Source organism: Streptomyces sp. NPDC091280 (assembly GCF_044768565.1).
Classification (GTDB): Bacteria; Actinomycetota; Actinomycetes; order Streptomycetales; family Streptomycetaceae; genus Streptomyces.
Map to the genome: position 1 here is coordinate 46409 of NZ_JBIVUZ010000008.1, position 17134 is coordinate 63542.

Annotated in this window: 17 protein-coding genes; 11 read left to right on the forward strand and 6 right to left on the reverse strand. The window is 72.9% G+C overall.

Features of this window, described 5'->3' with window-relative positions:
- Positions 1-9 precede the first annotated feature (9 nt).
- Positions 10-396 (reverse strand): DUF5997 family protein, encoded by a 387-nt coding sequence (locus ACIQPR_RS24045; protein WP_403651581.1) that lies wholly within the window; start codon positions 394-396, stop codon positions 10-12.
- A gap of 58 nt (positions 397-454) precedes the next feature.
- Between ACIQPR_RS24045 and ACIQPR_RS24050 the strand changes: the two genes are divergently transcribed.
- The gene (locus ACIQPR_RS24050) at positions 455-1237 is read left to right on the forward strand and encodes a LysR family substrate-binding domain-containing protein (RefSeq protein ID WP_403651583.1); all 783 of its coding nucleotides are present in this window, start codon (positions 455-457) and stop codon (positions 1235-1237) included.
- An 84-nt stretch (positions 1238-1321) separates the two neighbouring features.
- On the opposite strand, the gene ACIQPR_RS24055 is transcribed toward ACIQPR_RS24050, so the two are convergent.
- Both ACIQPR_RS24055 and ACIQPR_RS24060 read right to left on the reverse strand, forming a co-directional pair.
- Positions 1322-2224, reverse strand: coding sequence for a M48 family metalloprotease (locus ACIQPR_RS24055; RefSeq protein ID WP_403651585.1), 903 nt, complete (start codon positions 2222-2224; stop codon positions 1322-1324).
- Positions 2221-2604, reverse strand: a complete 384-nt coding sequence (locus ACIQPR_RS24060; protein WP_403651587.1) for a BlaI/MecI/CopY family transcriptional regulator — start codon at positions 2602-2604, stop codon at positions 2221-2223. The genes ACIQPR_RS24055 and ACIQPR_RS24060 overlap by 4 nt, the downstream gene beginning before the upstream one ends.
- A gap of 168 nt (positions 2605-2772) precedes the next feature.
- Here ACIQPR_RS24060 and ACIQPR_RS24065 point away from each other — a divergent pair, with 168 nt between their 5' ends.
- From ACIQPR_RS24065 to ACIQPR_RS24105, 9 genes are all read left to right on the forward strand, one after another.
- A complete protein-coding gene (locus tag ACIQPR_RS24065) occupies positions 2773-3555 on the forward strand; it encodes an NAD(P)H-dependent oxidoreductase (RefSeq protein ID WP_403651588.1) in 783 nt (260 codons plus the stop codon).
- The gene (locus ACIQPR_RS24070; protein ID WP_403651590.1) at positions 3548-3997 is read left to right on the forward strand and encodes a VOC family protein; all 450 of its coding nucleotides are present in this window, start codon (positions 3548-3550) and stop codon (positions 3995-3997) included. Before ACIQPR_RS24065 ends, ACIQPR_RS24070 begins: the two co-directional genes overlap by 8 nt.
- Positions 3998-4188: 191 nt before the next feature.
- Positions 4189-5337, forward strand: a complete 1149-nt coding sequence (locus ACIQPR_RS24075; RefSeq protein ID WP_403651592.1) for an NAD(P)/FAD-dependent oxidoreductase — start codon at positions 4189-4191, stop codon at positions 5335-5337.
- Positions 5337-6095 carry an enoyl-CoA hydratase/isomerase family protein gene (locus ACIQPR_RS24080; protein ID WP_403651594.1) on the forward strand — a complete coding sequence of 253 codons (759 nt, stop codon included), beginning with the start codon at positions 5337-5339 and terminating at the stop codon, positions 6093-6095. The genes ACIQPR_RS24075 and ACIQPR_RS24080 overlap by 1 nt, the downstream gene beginning before the upstream one ends.
- Positions 6095-7243 carry an acyl-CoA dehydrogenase family protein gene (locus ACIQPR_RS24085; protein WP_403651596.1) on the forward strand — a complete coding sequence of 383 codons (1149 nt, stop codon included), beginning with the start codon at positions 6095-6097 and terminating at the stop codon, positions 7241-7243. The genes ACIQPR_RS24080 and ACIQPR_RS24085 overlap by 1 nt, the downstream gene beginning before the upstream one ends.
- The gene (locus ACIQPR_RS24090; RefSeq protein WP_403651598.1) at positions 7240-8658 is read left to right on the forward strand and encodes an AMP-binding protein; all 1419 of its coding nucleotides are present in this window, start codon (positions 7240-7242) and stop codon (positions 8656-8658) included. Before ACIQPR_RS24085 ends, ACIQPR_RS24090 begins: the two co-directional genes overlap by 4 nt.
- Positions 8655-9494 carry a DUF6282 family protein gene (locus tag ACIQPR_RS24095; protein WP_403651600.1) on the forward strand — a complete coding sequence of 280 codons (840 nt, stop codon included), beginning with the start codon at positions 8655-8657 and terminating at the stop codon, positions 9492-9494. The genes ACIQPR_RS24090 and ACIQPR_RS24095 overlap by 4 nt, the downstream gene beginning before the upstream one ends.
- Entirely contained in the window at positions 9491-10537 is a 1047-nt protein-coding gene (locus tag ACIQPR_RS24100) for an isocitrate/isopropylmalate family dehydrogenase (RefSeq protein WP_403651602.1), read from the forward strand. Before ACIQPR_RS24095 ends, ACIQPR_RS24100 begins: the two co-directional genes overlap by 4 nt.
- Entirely contained in the window at positions 10534-11676 is a 1143-nt protein-coding gene (locus ACIQPR_RS24105; protein WP_403651604.1) for a pyridoxal phosphate-dependent aminotransferase, read from the forward strand. The genes ACIQPR_RS24100 and ACIQPR_RS24105 overlap by 4 nt, the downstream gene beginning before the upstream one ends.
- A 4-nt stretch (positions 11677-11680) precedes the next feature.
- Here the strand turns inward: ACIQPR_RS24105 and ACIQPR_RS24110 are convergent, their stop codons facing one another.
- Complete coding sequence (locus ACIQPR_RS24110; protein WP_403651606.1) at positions 11681-12535, reverse strand: LysR family transcriptional regulator; 855 nt, start codon at positions 12533-12535, stop codon at positions 11681-11683.
- Between the two features lie 85 nt (positions 12536-12620).
- Between ACIQPR_RS24110 and ACIQPR_RS24115 the strand changes: the two genes are divergently transcribed.
- Positions 12621-13553 carry an EamA family transporter gene (locus ACIQPR_RS24115; protein ID WP_403651608.1) on the forward strand — a complete coding sequence of 311 codons (933 nt, stop codon included), beginning with the start codon at positions 12621-12623 and terminating at the stop codon, positions 13551-13553.
- A gap of 99 nt (positions 13554-13652) precedes the next feature.
- Here ACIQPR_RS24115 and gdhA read toward each other — a convergent pair whose 3' ends face one another.
- Both gdhA and ACIQPR_RS24125 read right to left on the reverse strand, forming a co-directional pair.
- Positions 13653-14999, reverse strand: a complete 1347-nt coding sequence (gene gdhA / locus ACIQPR_RS24120; RefSeq protein ID WP_403651610.1) for an NADP-specific glutamate dehydrogenase — start codon at positions 14997-14999, stop codon at positions 13653-13655.
- Positions 15000-15086: 87 nt separating this feature from the next.
- Positions 15087-16961 (reverse strand): APC family permease, encoded by a 1875-nt coding sequence (locus tag ACIQPR_RS24125; protein ID WP_403651611.1) that lies wholly within the window; start codon positions 16959-16961, stop codon positions 15087-15089.
- Positions 16962-17134 lie beyond the last annotated feature (173 nt).

Genomic DNA, 17134 nt, shown 5'->3' on the forward strand with positions numbered 1-17134 from the left:
CCCAGGCCCTCAGCCCTTGGTGGTGGGCTCCTTCTTGTTCTTGATCCGCTCGGCCTCCTTGCGGACCTCGGCCTGGGTGGCGCGTTCCTTCGCCAGCCACTCCGGGCCTTCCGCCCGCAGCGCCTCGATCTGCTCGGTGGTGAGGGGCTCGGTGACCCCGCCACGGGCGAGACCGGCGATGGAGACGCCGAGCCTGGCCGCGACGACCGGGCGCGGGTGCGGACCGTTGGCGCGCAGCTCCCGCAGCCACTGGGGCGGGTTCGTCTGCAACTCGTTCAGCTCGGTGCGCGAGACGTCACCCTCCTGGAACTCGGCGGGCGTGGCCTCTAGGTACACACCCAGCTTCTTCGCCGCCGTGGCGGGCTTCATCGTCTGGGTGGTCTGGTGCGAACTCATACCGTCAAGAGTATCGACCGGGTGAGAGGCCTCCGACCACGGCGGGTAACCTTGCGGGGTGACAGGCTCGGAAGCATCCCCCACGTTCCGGCTCGCGTACGTCCCCGGGGTGACGCCCGCCAAGTGGGTGCGGATCTGGAACGAGCGCCGGCCCGACGTCCCCCTCGTCCTCGTGCCGATTCCGGCCGCCGACGCGTCCGACGCGCTCCGGCGCGGCGACGCCGACGCCGGACTCGTACGGCTGCCGGTCGACCGTACGGTCCTCAGCGCGATCCCCCTCTACACCGAGGCGACCGTGGTCGTCGCGCCCAAGGACCACGTGGTGACGGCGGCCGAAGAGGTCTCCCTCGACGAACTCGCCGACGAGGTGGTCCTCCACCCCCTCGACGACGTCCTCGGCTGGCAACAGCCGCCCGGCGAGCCCGCGTTCGAGCGTCCCGCGACCACCGAGGACGCGATCGACCACGTGGCGTCGGGCATCGGAGTCCTCTACGTCCCCCAGTCCCTGGCCCGGCTGCACCACCGCAAGGACCTCACCTACCGGACCGTCCTGGACGCCCCCCAGTCGGACGTCGCCCTCTCCTGGCCCGAGGACGCGACCACCGATCTCGTCGAGGACTTCATCGGCATCGTCCGGGGCCGCACGGTCAACAGCACCCGGGGCCGCACCCCGCCGCCGGCCCAGCCGAAGACGAAGGGCAGGCGCACCGCCGAAACCCCGGCGCGCCGCAAGCCGACCGCCGGAAAGGCGACCGGCAAGTCCGGCTCGACGGGCAAGAACCCGCGCGGCTCCTCCGGCGGCGCCAAGGGCACCAAGCGCGGCAAGCCGCGAGGCCGCTGACGACCACCGGAGCGACCGCCAACCGCCGTCCGCCCAGGCCGACTTCACGGCCGAAGCGGGTAGCGGACAGGGGTGCAGGCTGCCTTACGCCAGCACTCCCGCCAGCATCCGGAACAGGTCGTCCGTCGCGTCGGCCGCGCCGAGCGCGGGCAGCGCGCCCAGGGCGAGGACGGCGGCGGTCAGGGGCCACAGGCGTGGGGGCGGGCTCGTCTGAAGGGCCGCGATCCGCCGGGTGACGGCACGGTCGGTGAAGCCCAACGCGCAGGCGGGGCGCGGGTGTTCGACGCTCAGGGCGGCGCGGGCCAGGGCGCGGGCGGTGGTCACGCGGTCGCCGACCGCGTCCGCCGCCCGTTCGTCGGCCCACCGTTCCACCAGGAACGCGACCGTGCCCCGCACGGGTCGCAGCAGTGGGTTGGCCGCGGCGGCGAGCGTCGTCGCGGTCACCAACAGGGCGTGCCGGTGGGCGAGATGGGCGCGTTCATGGGCGAGCAGGACCCGGCGTTCGGCCGGTTCGAGGGCGCTCAGCATGCCTGCGGTGACCAGGATCCGGCCGGGTGTGCCGGGCGTGCCGGGGATGGCGAACGCCTGCGGCGCGGGGGAGTCGGCGACGATCAGCTCGGTGTCCGCCGGATGCCCCTCGCACAGCCGCCGCAGCGCCCGTCGCGTACGGCGGTCGGCGCTGAGGGCGCCGTAGGCGGAGACGAGGAGTACGGCGAGGGTGACACCGGCCGCGATCCCGATGACCTCGGGCACCGGTTCGGCCAGCCGGTGCCCGTCCTGCCGGGCCTCGGCGACGACCGGCGGGGCGTCACCGACGAGGGTCGCCGCCAGCAGGAACAGAGACCAGCAACTGGCCGCCGCGGTCACCACGGCGGCGGCGGTCAGCACGCGGGCGGCCGGCGCCGGAGCCAGCCGGCTGCCGATCACCGGACTGATCACGGCGAGCAGCAGCGACAGCGGCAACGGCGTGTAGACGTCGAACCTCATGCCGCGCCCCCGGCCAGCAGGTCGCGCAGCGCCTTCTCCTCCTCCGGCCGCAGACCGCTCACGAACTGCTGGAGCGCGGCGATCGGATCCGGGCCCCGGTCCAGCGCCTCGTGCATCGCCTCGGCGGTCAGCTCGGCCGCGTTCTTGGCCGGCCGGTAGGCCCCGCGCCGCCCGTCCGCGTCCCGCAGCACGAGTCCCTTGTCGTAGAGGCGCTTGAGGATGGTGTGCACGGTGTTGTAGGCGAGTGGTCCGTCGATCTCGCCCTGGATCTCGGCCGGTGTCAGGGGGCGGTCGGTCGCCCAGAGTGCGGCGAGCACCTCGCTCTCCAGCTCACCGGCGCTGCGCCGTTCCGCCCGGGCCCGCGGGTCTGTGCCAGCCATGGGCGTCACCTTACAGCGTGTAGGGCGGGACGCGTCCACGGTCGGCTCTCCGACCTGTCCCTTCCGTCCCGCCGACCCCGGTGGCGTAAATGGCCTATCCATTGACGCCACCGGGGTCGGCGGCACACACTGGCCTTCCCGAGCCCGCCGCCCGTGGAGATGCCACACGTGAACGTTCTGATCGTCTTCGCCCACCCCGAACCCCGGTCGTTCAACGGCGCGTTGAAGGACACCGCCGTCGAGACCCTCGCCCGCGCCGGGCACGAGGTGGTGGTGAGCGACCTCTACCGGCTCGGCTGGAAGGCCGCCCTCGACGCCGCCGACGTCCCGGGGGAGCGGCTCGACGCCGGCTTCCTCGACGTGTCCAAGGAGCAGGAGCGCGTCTCCGGGCAGGACCTGACCCCGGCCGACATCCGGGCCGAACAGGAGAAGGTCGCCTGGTGCGATCTGCTGATCTTCCAGTTCCCGATGTGGTGGTTCGGCATGCCCGCCGTCCTCAAGGGCTGGGTCGACCGCACCATGGCCCGAGGCTTCGCCTACCAGGCCGGACGCAAGTACGACACCGGGATGCTCAAGGGCCGCCGCGCCATGGTCTGCACGACCACCGGCACCGCCGGCAGCCTCTACGAGCCGGACGGTATCGACGGCGAACTCCGCCACATCCTGTGGCCCGTCCACAACGGGATCTTCCGCTACCTCGGCTTCGACGTCCTGCCGCCGTTCGCCGCCTGGATGCCGGGCCGGCTCTCCGACGCGGAGCGGCAGACCTGCCTCGACGACTACGCCAAGCGCCTGCTGAACCTCGACGACACCCCGCCCCTGTACTTCCACCCGGCCGCCGACTACGGCCCCGACCAGCGCCTGAAGCCCGGGGTCGTGGCCCGCACCGGCTTCCAGTGGAACCCGTCCGACGGACACCGCCACGCGCACAGGAGCCTCTCCGATGACTGACACCCCGCTGTTCCGCTCCCTGCACCACCTCTGCGTGGTCGTCCACGACCTCGACAGGTCCGTCGCCTACTACGAGTCCCTCGGCATCGGCCCCTGGCAGGACTTCCCGTCGCTGGCCGCCTTCAAGGACGACCTCCAGGTCCCCGACCCGGACGCGTTCTTCGACCTCACCTACAAGTACGCCGTCCTCGACAACGTCCAGCTCCAGCTCTGCCGCCCCGGCGCGGGCCGCAGCCCGCAACGCGACTTCCTGGAGACCCACGGCGAGGGCGTCTTCCACCTCGGCTTCGGGGTGCCCGACGTCGACGCCTCCGAGCGGCGGGCCGGCGCGCTCGGCCTGGAGAACCTGCTGCGCGGCCGACGCCCCGAGGGCACCGGCTTCACCTACTTCGACACGGCCTACGACGGGGCCGGCGTCGTCCTCCAGATCCGCACCGCCTGAACCCTCCGCCGCCTCCCCGGCCACCACCGCGCCCGTGCCCCCTCGGCACGGGCGCGGTCCGCGTTCCACCACCCGTGAGGTGGTGTTTTCGACACCTGTAGGAAACCCCCGCCCGAAGTCCCGGCTCCGCTCCGAAGCGAGCCGCGGCCGTCCGGCCGTACGTTCCTCGCATCCCGATGGACGGAGGTCTGATGACCGAGCACAACCGCACCGACGTCGTCGTCGTGGGCGCCGGTGTCGTCGGCGCCAGTTGCGCATTCCACCTCGCCCGCGCAGGGCTGGACGTCACCGTCCTGGAGACGTTCGAGGGCCCCGCCGAAGGCTCCAGCGGCCGGTCCTTCGCGTCGGTCCGCGCCCAGTGGGCGGACGCCCTCAACATCGAACTGTCCTGGCGCAGCATCCGGACCTACCGCGACTTCGAGCGGAACCACGGCCTCGCCGTCGGCTACCGGGCCTCCGGCTATCTGCTGCTCGTCCCGGACCACGCCTGGGCCGACCACCTCAAGGCCGTGGACCTCCAGCGCGAGCACGGCGTCCCCGTCGACGTCCTCGACACCGCCGCCGCCCAGGCCATCACCCCCTTCGACGCCACCGGCATCGCCGGGGCGACCTGGGGCCCGGCCGACGGTGTCGTCGACCCGCACCTCGCCGCCGGCGCCTGGCTCACGATGGCCCGCGCCCTCGGCACCAAGGTCCGCTTCCGGCGCCGGGTGACCGCCGCCGAGCCCACCGGCACCGGCTGGCGCCTCCGGGCCGGCGACGAGACCCACACCTGCCGCTACGTCGTCAACGCGGCCGGCGGCTGGGGCGGCGAGGTCGCCGCGCTCGCCGGTCTCGACGTGCCCGTGGCGCACTCGCGCCGCAACGTCTACGCCACCGCGCCCGGCGCCCTCGACCACCCGCTGCCCATGACCATCGACACCGGCACCGGCGTCTACCTGCGCAGCGAGGGCGACCGGCTGCTGTTCGCCGGGGCCAAGCCGGGCGAGGTCGACGGGTACGACGTCAGCGTCGACTGGCCCTGGATGGAACAGATCCTGGAGACCGGCTCGGCCCGCTTCCCGTGGCTCGCCGACCTTCCGCTGGACCGCACCGGATGCTGGGCGGGGACGTACGAGAACACTCCCGACCACCTCCCCGTCCTCGGCGAGGCCGCCGGAGCGCCCGGCTGGGTCAACGCCTGCGGGTTCTCCGGCCACGGCGTCATCCAGGCCCCGGTCGCCGGGGAACTGGTGGCCGAGGAGATCGTCGAGGGCGGGGTGCACAGCGTCGACATCGGCGCCCTGCGCCTGGAACGCTTCGCCGACGCGCGCGCCGAGTCCACCGGGATGGTGTTCTGATGGCCGCGACCACCCGCGTCGACGTCCAGACCGAGGACGGCGTCGCCTGGATCACCCTGGACGGGCCCGAGACCCGCAACGCCCTCGACGCGCGGGCCTCCCGGGACCTGATCGCCGCCTGCGACCGGGTCGACGCCGACCCGGAGATCGGCGCGGTGGTCCTGACCGGCGCCTCCGGGGCCTTCTGCTCCGGCGCCGACACCGACGTCCTGACCTCGCTGCGCACCGCACGCGCCGACGAGGGCTACGACGGACTCGACGTGCTGTACGCCGGGTTCCGCCGGTTCGCCGCCCTGCGGGTGCCGACCGTGGCCGCCGTCGACGGGGGAGCCGTCGGCGCCGGACTCAACCTGGCGCTCGCCGCCGACCTGCGGGTGGTGACCGAACGGGCCCTGCTGGTCTCGGGGTTCGCGGCCGTGGGCATCCATCCGGGCGGCGGGCACCTGCACCTGCTGGCCCGCCACGCGGGCGGTGCCACCGCCGCCGCGATGGGCGTCTTCGCCCGCCGGGTGCGGGGCGCGGAGGCGGTCGCGCTCGGGCTCGCCTGGGCCGCCGTACCCGCCGACGAACTCCGTTCCACCGCCGCCGAGTTGGTGGCCCACCTCGCCGCCGACCCCGGACTCGCCCGCGCCCTCAAGGCCGACCTCGCGCTGACCGCCTGGGACACCGCCGCCTGGGACCGCGCCGTCGAGGTCGAACGCGCCCGCCAGATGTGGTCGTTGACCCGCTGGAGCACCACCCCTCAGAAGGAGAGCTGATGTACCCGACGCTGCGTACCGACGCCCGCCGCCGGACCTGGATCGACACCACCGTCGCCACCCTGGCCGCCTTCGGCGAGGAGCACCGGGCCCGCCTCGACGCGGCCAACCGCGCGAACGAGTTCCCGCGCGAGCTGTACGCCGAACTCGGCAAGCTCGGCTTCCTCGGCCCGCTGGTGCCCACCGAGTACGGCGGGATCGGCGGCGGGGTCCCCGAGTACGTCGTCATCAGCGAGGAGGTCGGCCGGCACGGTCTTGTCTCCGGGCAGATCGCCGCCCAGGGGCAGCGCTGGCTCCTCGACTGGGGCACCGACGAGCAGAAGGCGCGCTGGCTCGGCGGGATCGCCACCGGGGAGGTCGTCTTCTCCGAGTCGATCAGCGAGAAGAACGCCGGGTCGTCCTTCAAGGCCATGAAGTCCACGGCCGTGCGCGACGGTTCGGACTGGATCCTCAACGGCACCAAGACCCACGTCAACCTCGGCGCCGACAGCGATCTCACCCTCGTCTACGCGATGGCGCCCGAGGGCCTGACCAGCTTCCTCGTCGACACCACCCTCCCGGGCGTCAGCACCAAGGTCACCGACCCGATCGGACTGCGCCTGATCCGCACCGCCGACGTCCACCTCGACAACGTCCGCATCCCGGCGGACGCGGTGCTCGGCCCGGTCGGCGGCGGCCTGAAGACCTTCCTGTCCACCTTCAACATCAGCCGCCTCGGCAACGCCTCCGAACTGATCGGCCTCGGCCGCCGGGCCCTCGAACTGGGCCTGTGCTACGCCACCGGCCGCGAGGTCGGCGACAACGTGGTGACCGACTTCCAGGGCATCCAGTGGATGTTCGCCGACGCCTGGTGCGACCTCCAGGCCGCCTCCCTGGCCCGCGACGACGCCGCCCTCGCCCACGAGCGCGGCGAGGACATCGCCCTGCACACCTCGATCGCCAAACGGCTCGCGATCCGCGCCGCCGAGCAGGCGAGCGACGCCTCCTACAGCCTGGTCGGCGGACACGGCCTCTACTACGACACCCCGTACACGGACATCGTCAACGACATCAAGGTCCTGAAGGTGGCCGGGGGTTCCTCGGAGATCCTGCGCAACTACATAGCCCGCCGCATCCTGAAGGACCCCGGCCACGAGGGGCTGGCATGACGGCGCGCAACCTCGCACGGCTGCTGACCGACCGGGCGGCGAGCCGTCCCGGACTGCGCCTCGGCACGGTCGACGACCAACTCCGCCTGGACGAGGCCCTCGCGCTCGCCGCGGGCCGGGCCCGCCGCCTGCTCGACTCGGGCGTCCGCCCCGGCGACCGGGTCGCCCTCGTCGCCCCCACCTCCACCGACTATCTGCTGACGTGGACGGCCTGTGTGCTGGCCGGTGTCCCGGTCGCCCTGGTCAACCCCACGTATCCGGCGGACCTTTCGGACCAGATGCTCGGGCGGCTCGGCCCGAAACTGGTCCTCGGTCAGGACGACCTCGCCGCCGCCCGCACCTCGGGCACCGGCGACCCGGCCGACCTGCCCGGGGTCGCGGCCGACGCCTTCGACACGGTGTCGTACATGCACACCTCGGGCACCACCGGACTGCCCAAGTTCTGCGTCCAGACCGGCGTGTACTTCCTGCGGCTGGCCCGCGCCATGAGCGAGGCCCTCGAACTCACCCCGGACGACCGGGTGTTGGCCCCCCTCCCGCTCTTCCACATCAACCCCATGGGCTACGGCATGCTCGGCGCCCTCTATGCCGGGGCGGACGCCCTGACCGTGGAGCGGTTCTCCGCGCGCCGCTTCTGGCCGGACGTCGTGGAGCAGGGCGTCACCGCGCTCGTGCTGCACGCCCCGCCGGTGGAGATCCTCAAAAGGGCGACCACCGCCGAGGACGCGGCCGGGCACCGGATCCGCACCATGTTCTACGCCGACGGCGAGTTCCTGGCGCGCTTCTCGGTCCCGGCCGCGGTGTCCGGCTACGGCTCCACCGAGGCGGCCGGTGTCACCCACCTCAAGCGCTGGTCCGCCACCGACACCCTGCCCCCGGACGCCAGCCGGCACGGCGGGCCCGCCCGTGCCGACGTCGAATGGCGGCTGGACCGCGCGGGGTTGATCCAGGTCCGCGAGCGGGAGCCGGGCGCGCTGTTCGGCGGCTACCTCACCCCGGACGGCGTGGACCCCGCCCGCGACGCCGAAGGCTGGTTCGACACCGGGGACTTCGGGCGGCTCGACGCGGACGGCGACCTCGTCTTCGTGGAGCGCGGCTCCGAATCCATCCGCGTCAAGGGCGAGTTCGTGCCCGTCCCGTTCGTCGAGAACCACCTCGCGGGCATCCCCGGCCTCACCGACTTCGCCCTGTGGAAGCGCCCCGGCGAACTCGTCGACGAGGAGGTCGTCCTCTACGCGGCGGCCGACCCGCTGCCCTACGACGACCTCGTCAAGGCGGTCTCCCAACTCCCCTCGTTCATGCGCCCGGTGACGGTCGCTCAGATAGCGCGGGTCCCCCGGGACGCGGCGGCCGGCAAGGTGCAGCGCAGGCTGCTCGCCGAGCAGGAGGTGATCCGGTGGACGGATCTCGTGTGACACCCCTGCCTCGCCCGGACTGGGCGCTCGACATGACCGACCTGCACGTCCACGGCGCGCCCAGCCTGCTGCCCCGGCACGGCGACGACCGGGCGACCGTCGCCGCCGAACGCCGACAGGGCTTCCGTACCGTCGTGTTGAAGGCGCACGAGGGCAGCACCGCCGAGCGCGCCGCCCTCGCCGGGGACGACGTGTACGGCGGGATCGTCCTCAACAGCCCGGTGGGCGGCGCCAATCCGGACGCCGTGGAGGTCGCGGCCCGGCTCGGCGGACGCGTGGTGTGGATGCCGACGGTGTCCTCCCGCACCCACAAGGCGGGCGCCTCCTCACCCGAACTCTCCGTCCACCAGGGCTTCGAACTCGGCCCGGTCGACGTCGTCGAACACGGCCGCCTGCGCCCCGAGTGGTACGACGTCCTCGACGCCGTCGCCACCCACGACCTGCTGCTCGCCAGCGGACACCTGTCGGCCGAGGAGACGGTGGTGCTGTTCACCGAGGCCCGCCGCCGGGGCGTACGGCGGTTGCTGGTCAACCACCCCAAGATGGCGTTCCTGCACTGGAACGACACCGCCGCCAAGGAGCTGCGGGAGCTGGAGGCCCACCTCGAACTCGGCATCCTGCCCGACCTGTTGGGCACCCCCGAGCACGCCAGTCTGACGCTCACCGCGAACTACCCGTCCGCCCTGCTGGCGTTCGGCGGCGACCTCGGCCACGCCCACCACCCCGGGCCCGCCGACGCCGTCACCCCCTGGCTGCACCGCCTCGAACACCACGTCGGCCCCCGGGCCGCCGCCGCCATCATGACCACCACCACGCGGAGTCTGCTGCTGCCATGACCACCATCGCCCTCCTCCCCGGTGACGGAATCGGCTCGGAGATCCTCGACGGCCCCCTCACCTACCTGCGTCGCCTCCAGGCCGACGGCGCCCCCCTCACCCTGACCGGCCCCTTCCCCTACGGCACCACCGGCTGGCAGGCCACCGGTTCGATCCTGCCCCCGGAGACCGTCGCCGCCTGCCGCGAGGCCGACGTGGTCCTGTCCGGCGCGGTCGGCGCCCACCCGGGTGTCACCGCCGCCGAGTGCCCCAACCCCGAGGCCGCCCTCATCGAACTGCGGCACATCTTCGACCTGCGGATCAGCGTCCGTACGGTGTGGGTACCCGGCGAGGGCGGCGAGGACGTCGTCATCGTCCGCAACATCACCGGCGGCGCCTACGCGAGCCCCGACCGCCGCCAGGAGTCCGACGGCTTCCGGCCCGCCGAGGACCGTGTCGTCCTCGAACCGGACCGGGTGCGCGAGGTGTTCGCCATCGCCGCCGAGTACGCGGCCCGGCGCCCCGACCGGCAGGCGATCAGCGTCGACAAGGCCAGCGTCTTCGCCACCTCCCGGTTGTGGCGCCGTACCGCCCACGAGAGCGGGACCGCGTTCCACGACGTCAACGTGGACCGGGCAGCCTACGAGCTGGTCAAGTACCCCGAACTGCCGGGGGTGATCGTCACCGAGGGCATCTTCGGCGACATCCTCTCCGACATCGTGTGCGCCCGCGCCGGCTCGCCCGCCCTGTGCGGCTCGGCCACCGTCAACCCCGACCGGCGCTTCGGCGAGGGCATCACCGCCCTGTTCGAACCCGCCCACGGCACCGCCCCGCACCGCACCGGCAGCCGCCGCTCCAACCCGACCGGCGCCTGGCTGGCCCTCGCCGACCTGCTCGACTGGTGTCCGGACCTCCAACCGCTCGGCCTGGCCCCCAAGGTACGCGCGGCCCTGGAGTCGGCCGTCGCGGACGGCGCGCCCACCTACGACCTCGCCCCGGCCGACGCCACCGAGGTGTCCGACATGGACCAGTTCAACAAGCGGGTGCTCGGAGGCCTGGAATGACCGTCACCGCCGCTGCCTTCCAGCCCTCCGAGGCGGTCCGGCGCATCGAGCGGACCTCGCTGCGCACCGCCCAGCCCGCCTCCCGCGCCGGCCTGATCTCCCTCGCCATGGGCGAGCCGGACTTCGCCACCCCGCCCCAGGTCCGGATCGCCGCCGCCCAGGCGCTGGAGGACGGCCACACCCACTACACCGACCCGCAGGGCGACCCCGAACTCCGCGCGGCCCTGGCCCGCCGGGTCGGCGACATCACCCCGGACCAGGTCCTGGTCACCCACGGCGGCAGCGCGGCCCTCGCCGCCTCGATCCTCGCCGTCGTGAACCCCGGCGACCGGGTCGTGCTCCCCGACCCCACCTACTCGCTCTACTCCGACCTGGTCCAACTGGCGGGCGGGGAGTGCGTGTTCGTGCCGCTGCGGGCCGATCTGCACTGGGACCCGGACGCCCTCGCCCAAGCCCTGCGCGGAGCCGCCCTGTTCGTCTTCTGCAACCCCTCCAACCCGACCGGCGCGGTGCACACCGCCGACGAACTGACCGCGCTCGCCGCGATGGTCGCGGGCACCGACACCCTGGTCCTGGCCGACGAGGCGTACAGCGAACTCGTCCACACCGCCGACCCGTTCGTCTCCGCGCTCCAGGTGCCGGGCCTCGCCGGACGCACCCTCTACTGCCAGACCTTCTCCAAGAGCTACGCCATGACCGGCTGGCGGCTCGGCTACCTCACCGGCCCCCGCGACGTCATCGCGGCGGCGGCCCGGGTCCACGCCACCGTCAACGGCTCCATCAACTCGGCAGTGCAGCGCGCCGCGTTGACCGCGCTCGGCACCGCCGACGCCGACATCCGCCGGATGCGCCAGGCCTACGGCGCCCGCCGGGCGCTGATGCTGGGCGAGCTGTCCGAGATCAAGGGGCTGCGCACCGCGACCCCGGAGGGCGCCTTCTACGCCTTCCCGGCCTACGACGTCGACCTCCCCGCCGCCGAACTCGTCGCCCACCTGCGCGAGTTCGGCGTCGCCGTCCGCCCCGGCAGCGAGTTCGGCGCGGCGGGCGAAGGCTATCTGCGGCTGTCGTACGCCGCCGCCCCGAAGGACATCGTCGAGGGCGTACGGCGGCTCGGGCGCGGGCTGGCCGCGCTGCGCTGACCGGTCAGCCGGTGCGGTAGAGCGTGGTGAGGAGCTCCACCACGGCCTGGGTGGCGGGATGCGGGTCGTCCCGCCACCAGGCCAGCCGTACGACGATCGGCTCGGCGTCCAGCACCGGAAGGTAGGCCACGCCGGGGCGCGGGTACTGGTGGGCGGTGGACTCGGCGGTCATGCCGACGGCCCGGCCGCTGGAGATCACGGTGAGCCAGTCGTCGACGTCATGGACGTCCTCCGTCGCCGGACGGGAGCCGGGCGGCCACAGTTCCGGTGTGGTCGTCCCGGACCGCCGGTCCACCAGCAGCGTGCGCTGCGCCAGGTCGGCGAGCCGGACCGGGCCGCCGGTGGCGAGCACGTCCTCCGTGGACACCGCCGCCATCCGCCGCTCCAGCCCCACGATGGCCGAGTCGAACCGGCGCTCGTCCAGGTCGCGACGGGTCACCGCCAGATCGCAGGCGCCCTCCGCGAGCCCCGCCGTGCCCGAGTTCAGCCGGATCAGATGCAGGTCGGTGGCCGGGTGCGCCTTCGCCCAGCGGCGCTGGAAGGCCGCCGTGTGCCGGCCGAGCGCCGACCAGGCGTAGCCCACCCGCAGGCTGGTGTGGCCCGAGGTGGCCGCCCGGACCAGGTCGTCCGCCTCCGCGAGCACCCGCCGCGCCTGGGCCACCACTTGGAGCCCGATCGGGGTCGGCGCCACTTCGCGCGAGGTCCGCCGCAACAGCCGTACGCCCAGGGTGCGTTCGAGCGCGGCCAGGGTCCGGGAGACGGCCGCCTGGGAGACACCGAGCGCGATGGCTGCGTCGGTGAAGGTGCCCTCGTCGACGATGGCGACCAGACAGCGCAGGTGCCGTAGCTCCAGATCCATGACTCCAGCGTATCCATGACCGTGGCGTATGGATGGATCGCCGGATGCATTTTGCGCAGCGGTCCGACGGGCGGACGATCGAGTCATGCGAGCCGCTACTCTTCCCGCCTCCGCGCCCCTCCCCGCCTCCGCGCCCCTCTCCTCCTCCGCTTCCTCCTCCCCGTCGCCCACTCCGCCGGAGGAGTCGGCCCGACGCCGGCTGGCCGGTGTGGCCACGATGATCGGCAGCGGGCTCTCCAACCAGACCGGGGCCGCGATCGGCTCGCTGGCCTTCCCGGTGCTCGGGCCGGTCGGGGTCGTCGCGGTCCGCCAGTACGTCGCCGCCGTCGTCCTGACGGCCGTCGCCCGGCCGAAGCTGCGCAGCCTCACGTGGTGGCAGTGGCGGCCGGTGCTGGCCCTGGCGCTGGTCTTCGGCACCATGAACCTCTCCCTCTACACGGCCATCGACCGGATCGGGCTCGGGCTCGCGGTGACCCTGGAGTTCCTCGGCCCGCTCGCCATCGCGCTGTCCGGCGCCCGCCGCCGGATCGACGCGGTGTGCGCCCTGTGCGCCGCCGCGGGCGCGGTCACCCTGATGCGCCCGCAGCCGTCCACCGACTACCTGGGCCTCGGCCTCGGGCTGCTCGCCGCGTGCTGCTGGGCCTCGTACATCCTGCTCAACCGGACCGTGGGCAGCCGTGTCCCCGGTGCGCAGGGCGCGGCGGCGGCCTCCCTGGTCTCCGCCGCGATGTTCCTGCCCGTCGGCGCGGCAGTCGCCCTGAGCCACCCGCCGACCCTCACCGCCGTCGGCTGCGCGGTGGTGGCCGGGGTGCTCTCCTCCGCCGTGCCCTACCTCGCCGACCTGTTCACGCTGCGCCGGGTGCCCGCGCAGGCGTTCGGCCTGTTCATGAGCGTCAACCCGCTGCTCGCCGCACTCGTCGGCTGGATCGGGCTCGGCCAGGGCCTGGGCGCGCTGGAGTGGGCGGCGATCGGAGCGGTCGTCGCGGCCAACTCGGTGAGCATGCTGGCCCGCCGCTGAACGAGGCGCTGCGGCGGTTGCCGCAGGGGGAGGTGCCGGTGCCCGCGTCGCGCGCGGTCACCGGCACCTCCGGACTCCGGCCCCCGGTGGGCGGGTTCGTCAGACGACGCCCTGCGCGGTCATGGCCGTCGCCACCCGCAGGAAGCCCGCGATGTTCGAGCCGAGCACGTAGTCCTCGGCGTCGCCGCCGTACGTCTCCGCCGTGGCGCGGCACTCCGCGTGGATGGAGCGCATCACGGTCGCCAGCTTCGCCTCGGTGTCGGCGAACGACCAGGTGGTGCGGGCGGCGTTCTGCTGCATCTCCAGTGCCGAGGTGGCCACCCCGCCCGCGTTCGCCGCCTTGCCGGGGGCGAAGAGGACCCCGGCCTCCCGGAACACCTCCACCGCGTCCGGCGTGCACGGCATGTTCGCGCCCTCGGCGACCGCCAGCACCCCGCTCTTGACCAGCGCGACCGCGTCCTCCCGGCGCACCTCGTTCTGCGTCGCGCAGGGCAGGGCGATCTCGCACGGGACGTCGTAGACCGTGCCGCGGGCCGAGAAGCGGGCGGTCGGCCGGGCCTCGGCGTAGGCCGAGATCCGCTCCCGGCGGACCTCCTTGACCTCCTTGAGGAGCGCCAGGTCGATGCCGTCCTCGTCGACGAGGTAGCCGGAGGAGTCGGAGCAGGCCACGACCGTGCCGCCGAGCGCGTGCACCTTCTCGATGGCGTACACGGCGACGTTGCCCGAGCCGGAGACCACCACGCGCCGCCCGTCGAAGGACCGGCCCCGGGTGGCGAGCATCTCGGCGGCGAAGTACACCGTGCCGTAACCGGTCGCCTCCGTACGGACGTTGGAGCCGCCCCAGCCGACCGGCTTGCCGGTGAGGACGCCGGACTCGTAGCGGTTGGTGATCCGCTTGTACTGGCCGAAGAGGAAGCCGATCTCGCGGGCGCCGACGCCGATGTCACCGGCCGGCACGTCGGTGTGCTCGCCGAGGTGGCGGTACAGCTCGGTCATGAACGACTGGCAGAACCGCATGACTTCGCCGTCCGAGCGGCCCTTGGGGTCGAAGTCGGAGCCGCCCTTGCCGCCGCCGATCGCCATCCCGGTCAGGGCGTTCTTGAAGATCTGCTCGAAACCGAGGAACTTCACGATCCCGAGGTTCACGGACGGGTGGAAGCGCAGCCCGCCCTTGTAGGGGCCGAGCGCGCTGTTGAACTCCACCCGGAAGCCCCGGTTGACGCGGACCCGGCCGGTGTCGTCGACCCACGGCACCCGGAACATCAACTGCCGCTCCGGCTCGACGAGTCGCTCCAGGATGCCGGAGTCCGCGTACTCGGGATGCCGTTCCAGGACGGGCCGCAGGGAGTGCAGCACCTCGGCCGCCGCCTGGTGGAACTCCGCCTCTCCCGGGCCGCGTCGGCGGACCTCCGTGTACACGTCGTCGATGTACGCGCTGACGTCCATGGCTGTGCTCGCTCTCGCTGAGGGCACCGGCGGACACCGGTGCCCGGTTGTCGGGCGGGGTGGCTCGTACCGGTCCGGCACCGGTACTCAGCCACCCGCCGCGGTGGTGACGGGCTGCTTCCGGTGCTCCTTCGCCACCTCCAGGGCCACGGCCTCCCGCAGCCCCTCGGTGGCGAACCCGGAGGCCACCCCCCAGTAGTACGCGATCAGGGCCACCACCAGCTCAATGAGCGTGCCGACCGGGAACGCGAACTCCTTGAGCGGGCCGAACTCGCCGACGTACGACACGACGAGCGTCGCCAGCAGGAAGAACACCAGCCAGGCGGCACGGCCCGTGTGCGGCCTGGCCTCGGCGTCGGTCAGCACCCACAGCAGCACGCAGTAGCCGATGACCAGCGCGCAGCTCGCCGCGAAGTACCCGGTGAACGACCAACTCCCGGCCGCCGCCGTGCCGTCGGCGCTGAGGAACCAGCCGCCCTTGTCGCTGACGTAGCACCAGGCCGCCAGGAACACCGCGCTGACCGCGATGCCGGTACGGCGGTCCAGCCAGCCCCGGTGCGGCAGGTAGTGGGCGCCGTAGACGGCGAGGCCCGCGAAGAGGACGACGGTGAGGTTGACCAGGGTCGTGAAGCCGGCCCAGTAGATCATCGCGGCTGCGCCGAGGAAGCCGGCCGGGCACCAGAAGCCGGCGGCACGCAGCCGGAAGGGGCGGGGCAGTTCGGGGGAGTGGGTGCGCAGCACCGGCAGACAGACGGCGGCCATCAGGGCGCTGAGGACCATCGCGGCGCTGATGAAGCCCGCCAGGCGGTACCAGCTCGGCGCGGGGGCGAAGAACAGACAGCCCACGACGAAGGAGACGGCGACCGACACCCACGGGATGCCGTGCTTGTTGGTCTTCTGGAAGACCCGGGGGAAGTAGCCGTGGATGCTCAGGCCGAAGCCGACCCGCGCGGTGGAGCCGAGGAAGATGTAGCCCGCGCCGGCCGGGGAGACCACCGCGTCGATCAGCAGGACCGTCGCGAAGGCGCCCAGCGCGGCCAGCGAGGAGGCGCGCAGCGCGTGCAGCAGCGGGCCGTCCGCCCAGCCGCTGCCCCCGAGGCCGCTCCAGTCGCCGACCGATATCCCGGCCGAGCCCCAGTTGACCGCGCCGATGAAGGCGACCTGGAGCGCGAGGTACACGGCCAGCGGGATGAGGATGCAGCCGATGGTGCCCCACGGGATGGTCCGGCGCGGGTTGACGACCTCGCCGCTGAAGTCCAGCACCCCGCGGAAGCCGATCAGCGCGAAGGCGATACCGGTGGTGGCGACCGCCTCGAAGACCGAGCCGCCGCCGTTGGGGAAGAAGCCGTGCGCGGTGTAGTTGGAGGAGTCGAAGACGAACAGCAGCAGCACGAAGGTCGCCGACGGGATGACGATCTTCCACCAGGTGATCCAGCGGTTGGTCTCGCTCAGCAGCTTCACCCCGAAGGCGTTGATCGCGTAGAACAACGCCATCAGGCCGATCCCGGCGGACACCCCGAGCGGCCAGGTCAGCACCGACACCCCGCCCTTGACCTCCATCAGGTCCAGCCCCGGGAAGGCGCTGCCCAGGTAGGTGATGACCGCCAGGGCCTCGATCGGCGGGAGGGACACGTTGGCGATCCAGTACGAGAAGCCCATGATCCAGCCGGTCAGGCCGCCGTGCGTGAGGTACGGGTAGCGGACGATGGCGCCGCTGCGCGGGAGGGCCGCCCCGACCTCCATCCAGGCCAGCGCCACCATCAGGATCAGCGCGCCGCCGATCAGCCACGAGAGGATCGCGGCCGGGCCCGCCACCCCGGCGGCGTAGAGCATCGCGAACAGCCAGCCGGAGCCGATCTGCGCGCCGACGCCGAGGAACAGCACCTGTTGCAGCGTCATGGTGCGGCGCAGCTTTCCGTCCGCCCCCTCGTCGAGCACGGGTGTAACTGGGGAATGCGACATGATGACGTACTCCTTTGGACAGCCGCCGGAACTCCGGCTCAAGTTGGGGTACATCGTGGGGCTGTTCCGCGGGGTCGCGATATCTTCTGGCGTAGGAGATGTGGGTCGGCTTCTCCGACCGATGTCGAAAGCAACACCGTGTGTTCGCGCGGGAAATGGAAGCGTTACGGATC

What these genes read in the sequence shown, in the direction of transcription:
- ACIQPR_RS24100 (WP_403651602.1), top strand. Translation starts at nt 9,491, where the DNA reads ATGACCACCATCGCCCTCCTCCCCGGTGACGGAATCGGCTCGGAGATC.
- ACIQPR_RS24055 (WP_403651585.1), bottom strand. Translation starts at nt 2,224, where the DNA reads ATGAGGTTCGACGTCTACACGCCGTTGCCGCTGTCGCTGCTGCTCGCC.
- ACIQPR_RS24080 (WP_403651594.1), top strand. Translation starts at nt 5,337, where the DNA reads ATGGCCGCGACCACCCGCGTCGACGTCCAGACCGAGGACGGCGTCGCC.
- ACIQPR_RS24115 (WP_403651608.1), top strand. Translation starts at nt 12,621, where the DNA reads ATGCGAGCCGCTACTCTTCCCGCCTCCGCGCCCCTCCCCGCCTCCGCG.
- ACIQPR_RS24045 (WP_403651581.1), bottom strand. Translation starts at nt 396, where the DNA reads ATGAGTTCGCACCAGACCACCCAGACGATGAAGCCCGCCACGGCGGCG.
- gdhA (WP_403651610.1), bottom strand. Translation starts at nt 14,999, where the DNA reads ATGGACGTCAGCGCGTACATCGACGACGTGTACACGGAGGTCCGCCGA.
- ACIQPR_RS24105 (WP_403651604.1), top strand. Translation starts at nt 10,534, where the DNA reads ATGACCGTCACCGCCGCTGCCTTCCAGCCCTCCGAGGCGGTCCGGCGC.
- ACIQPR_RS24075 (WP_403651592.1), top strand. Translation starts at nt 4,189, where the DNA reads ATGACCGAGCACAACCGCACCGACGTCGTCGTCGTGGGCGCCGGTGTC.
- ACIQPR_RS24085 (WP_403651596.1), top strand. Translation starts at nt 6,095, where the DNA reads ATGTACCCGACGCTGCGTACCGACGCCCGCCGCCGGACCTGGATCGAC.
- ACIQPR_RS24090 (WP_403651598.1), top strand. Translation starts at nt 7,240, where the DNA reads ATGACGGCGCGCAACCTCGCACGGCTGCTGACCGACCGGGCGGCGAGC.
- ACIQPR_RS24060 (WP_403651587.1), bottom strand. Translation starts at nt 2,604, where the DNA reads ATGGCTGGCACAGACCCGCGGGCCCGGGCGGAACGGCGCAGCGCCGGT.
- ACIQPR_RS24070 (WP_403651590.1), top strand. Translation starts at nt 3,548, where the DNA reads ATGACTGACACCCCGCTGTTCCGCTCCCTGCACCACCTCTGCGTGGTC.
- ACIQPR_RS24125 (WP_403651611.1), bottom strand. Translation starts at nt 16,961, where the DNA reads ATGTCGCATTCCCCAGTTACACCCGTGCTCGACGAGGGGGCGGACGGA.
- ACIQPR_RS24110 (WP_403651606.1), bottom strand. Translation starts at nt 12,535, where the DNA reads ATGGATCTGGAGCTACGGCACCTGCGCTGTCTGGTCGCCATCGTCGAC.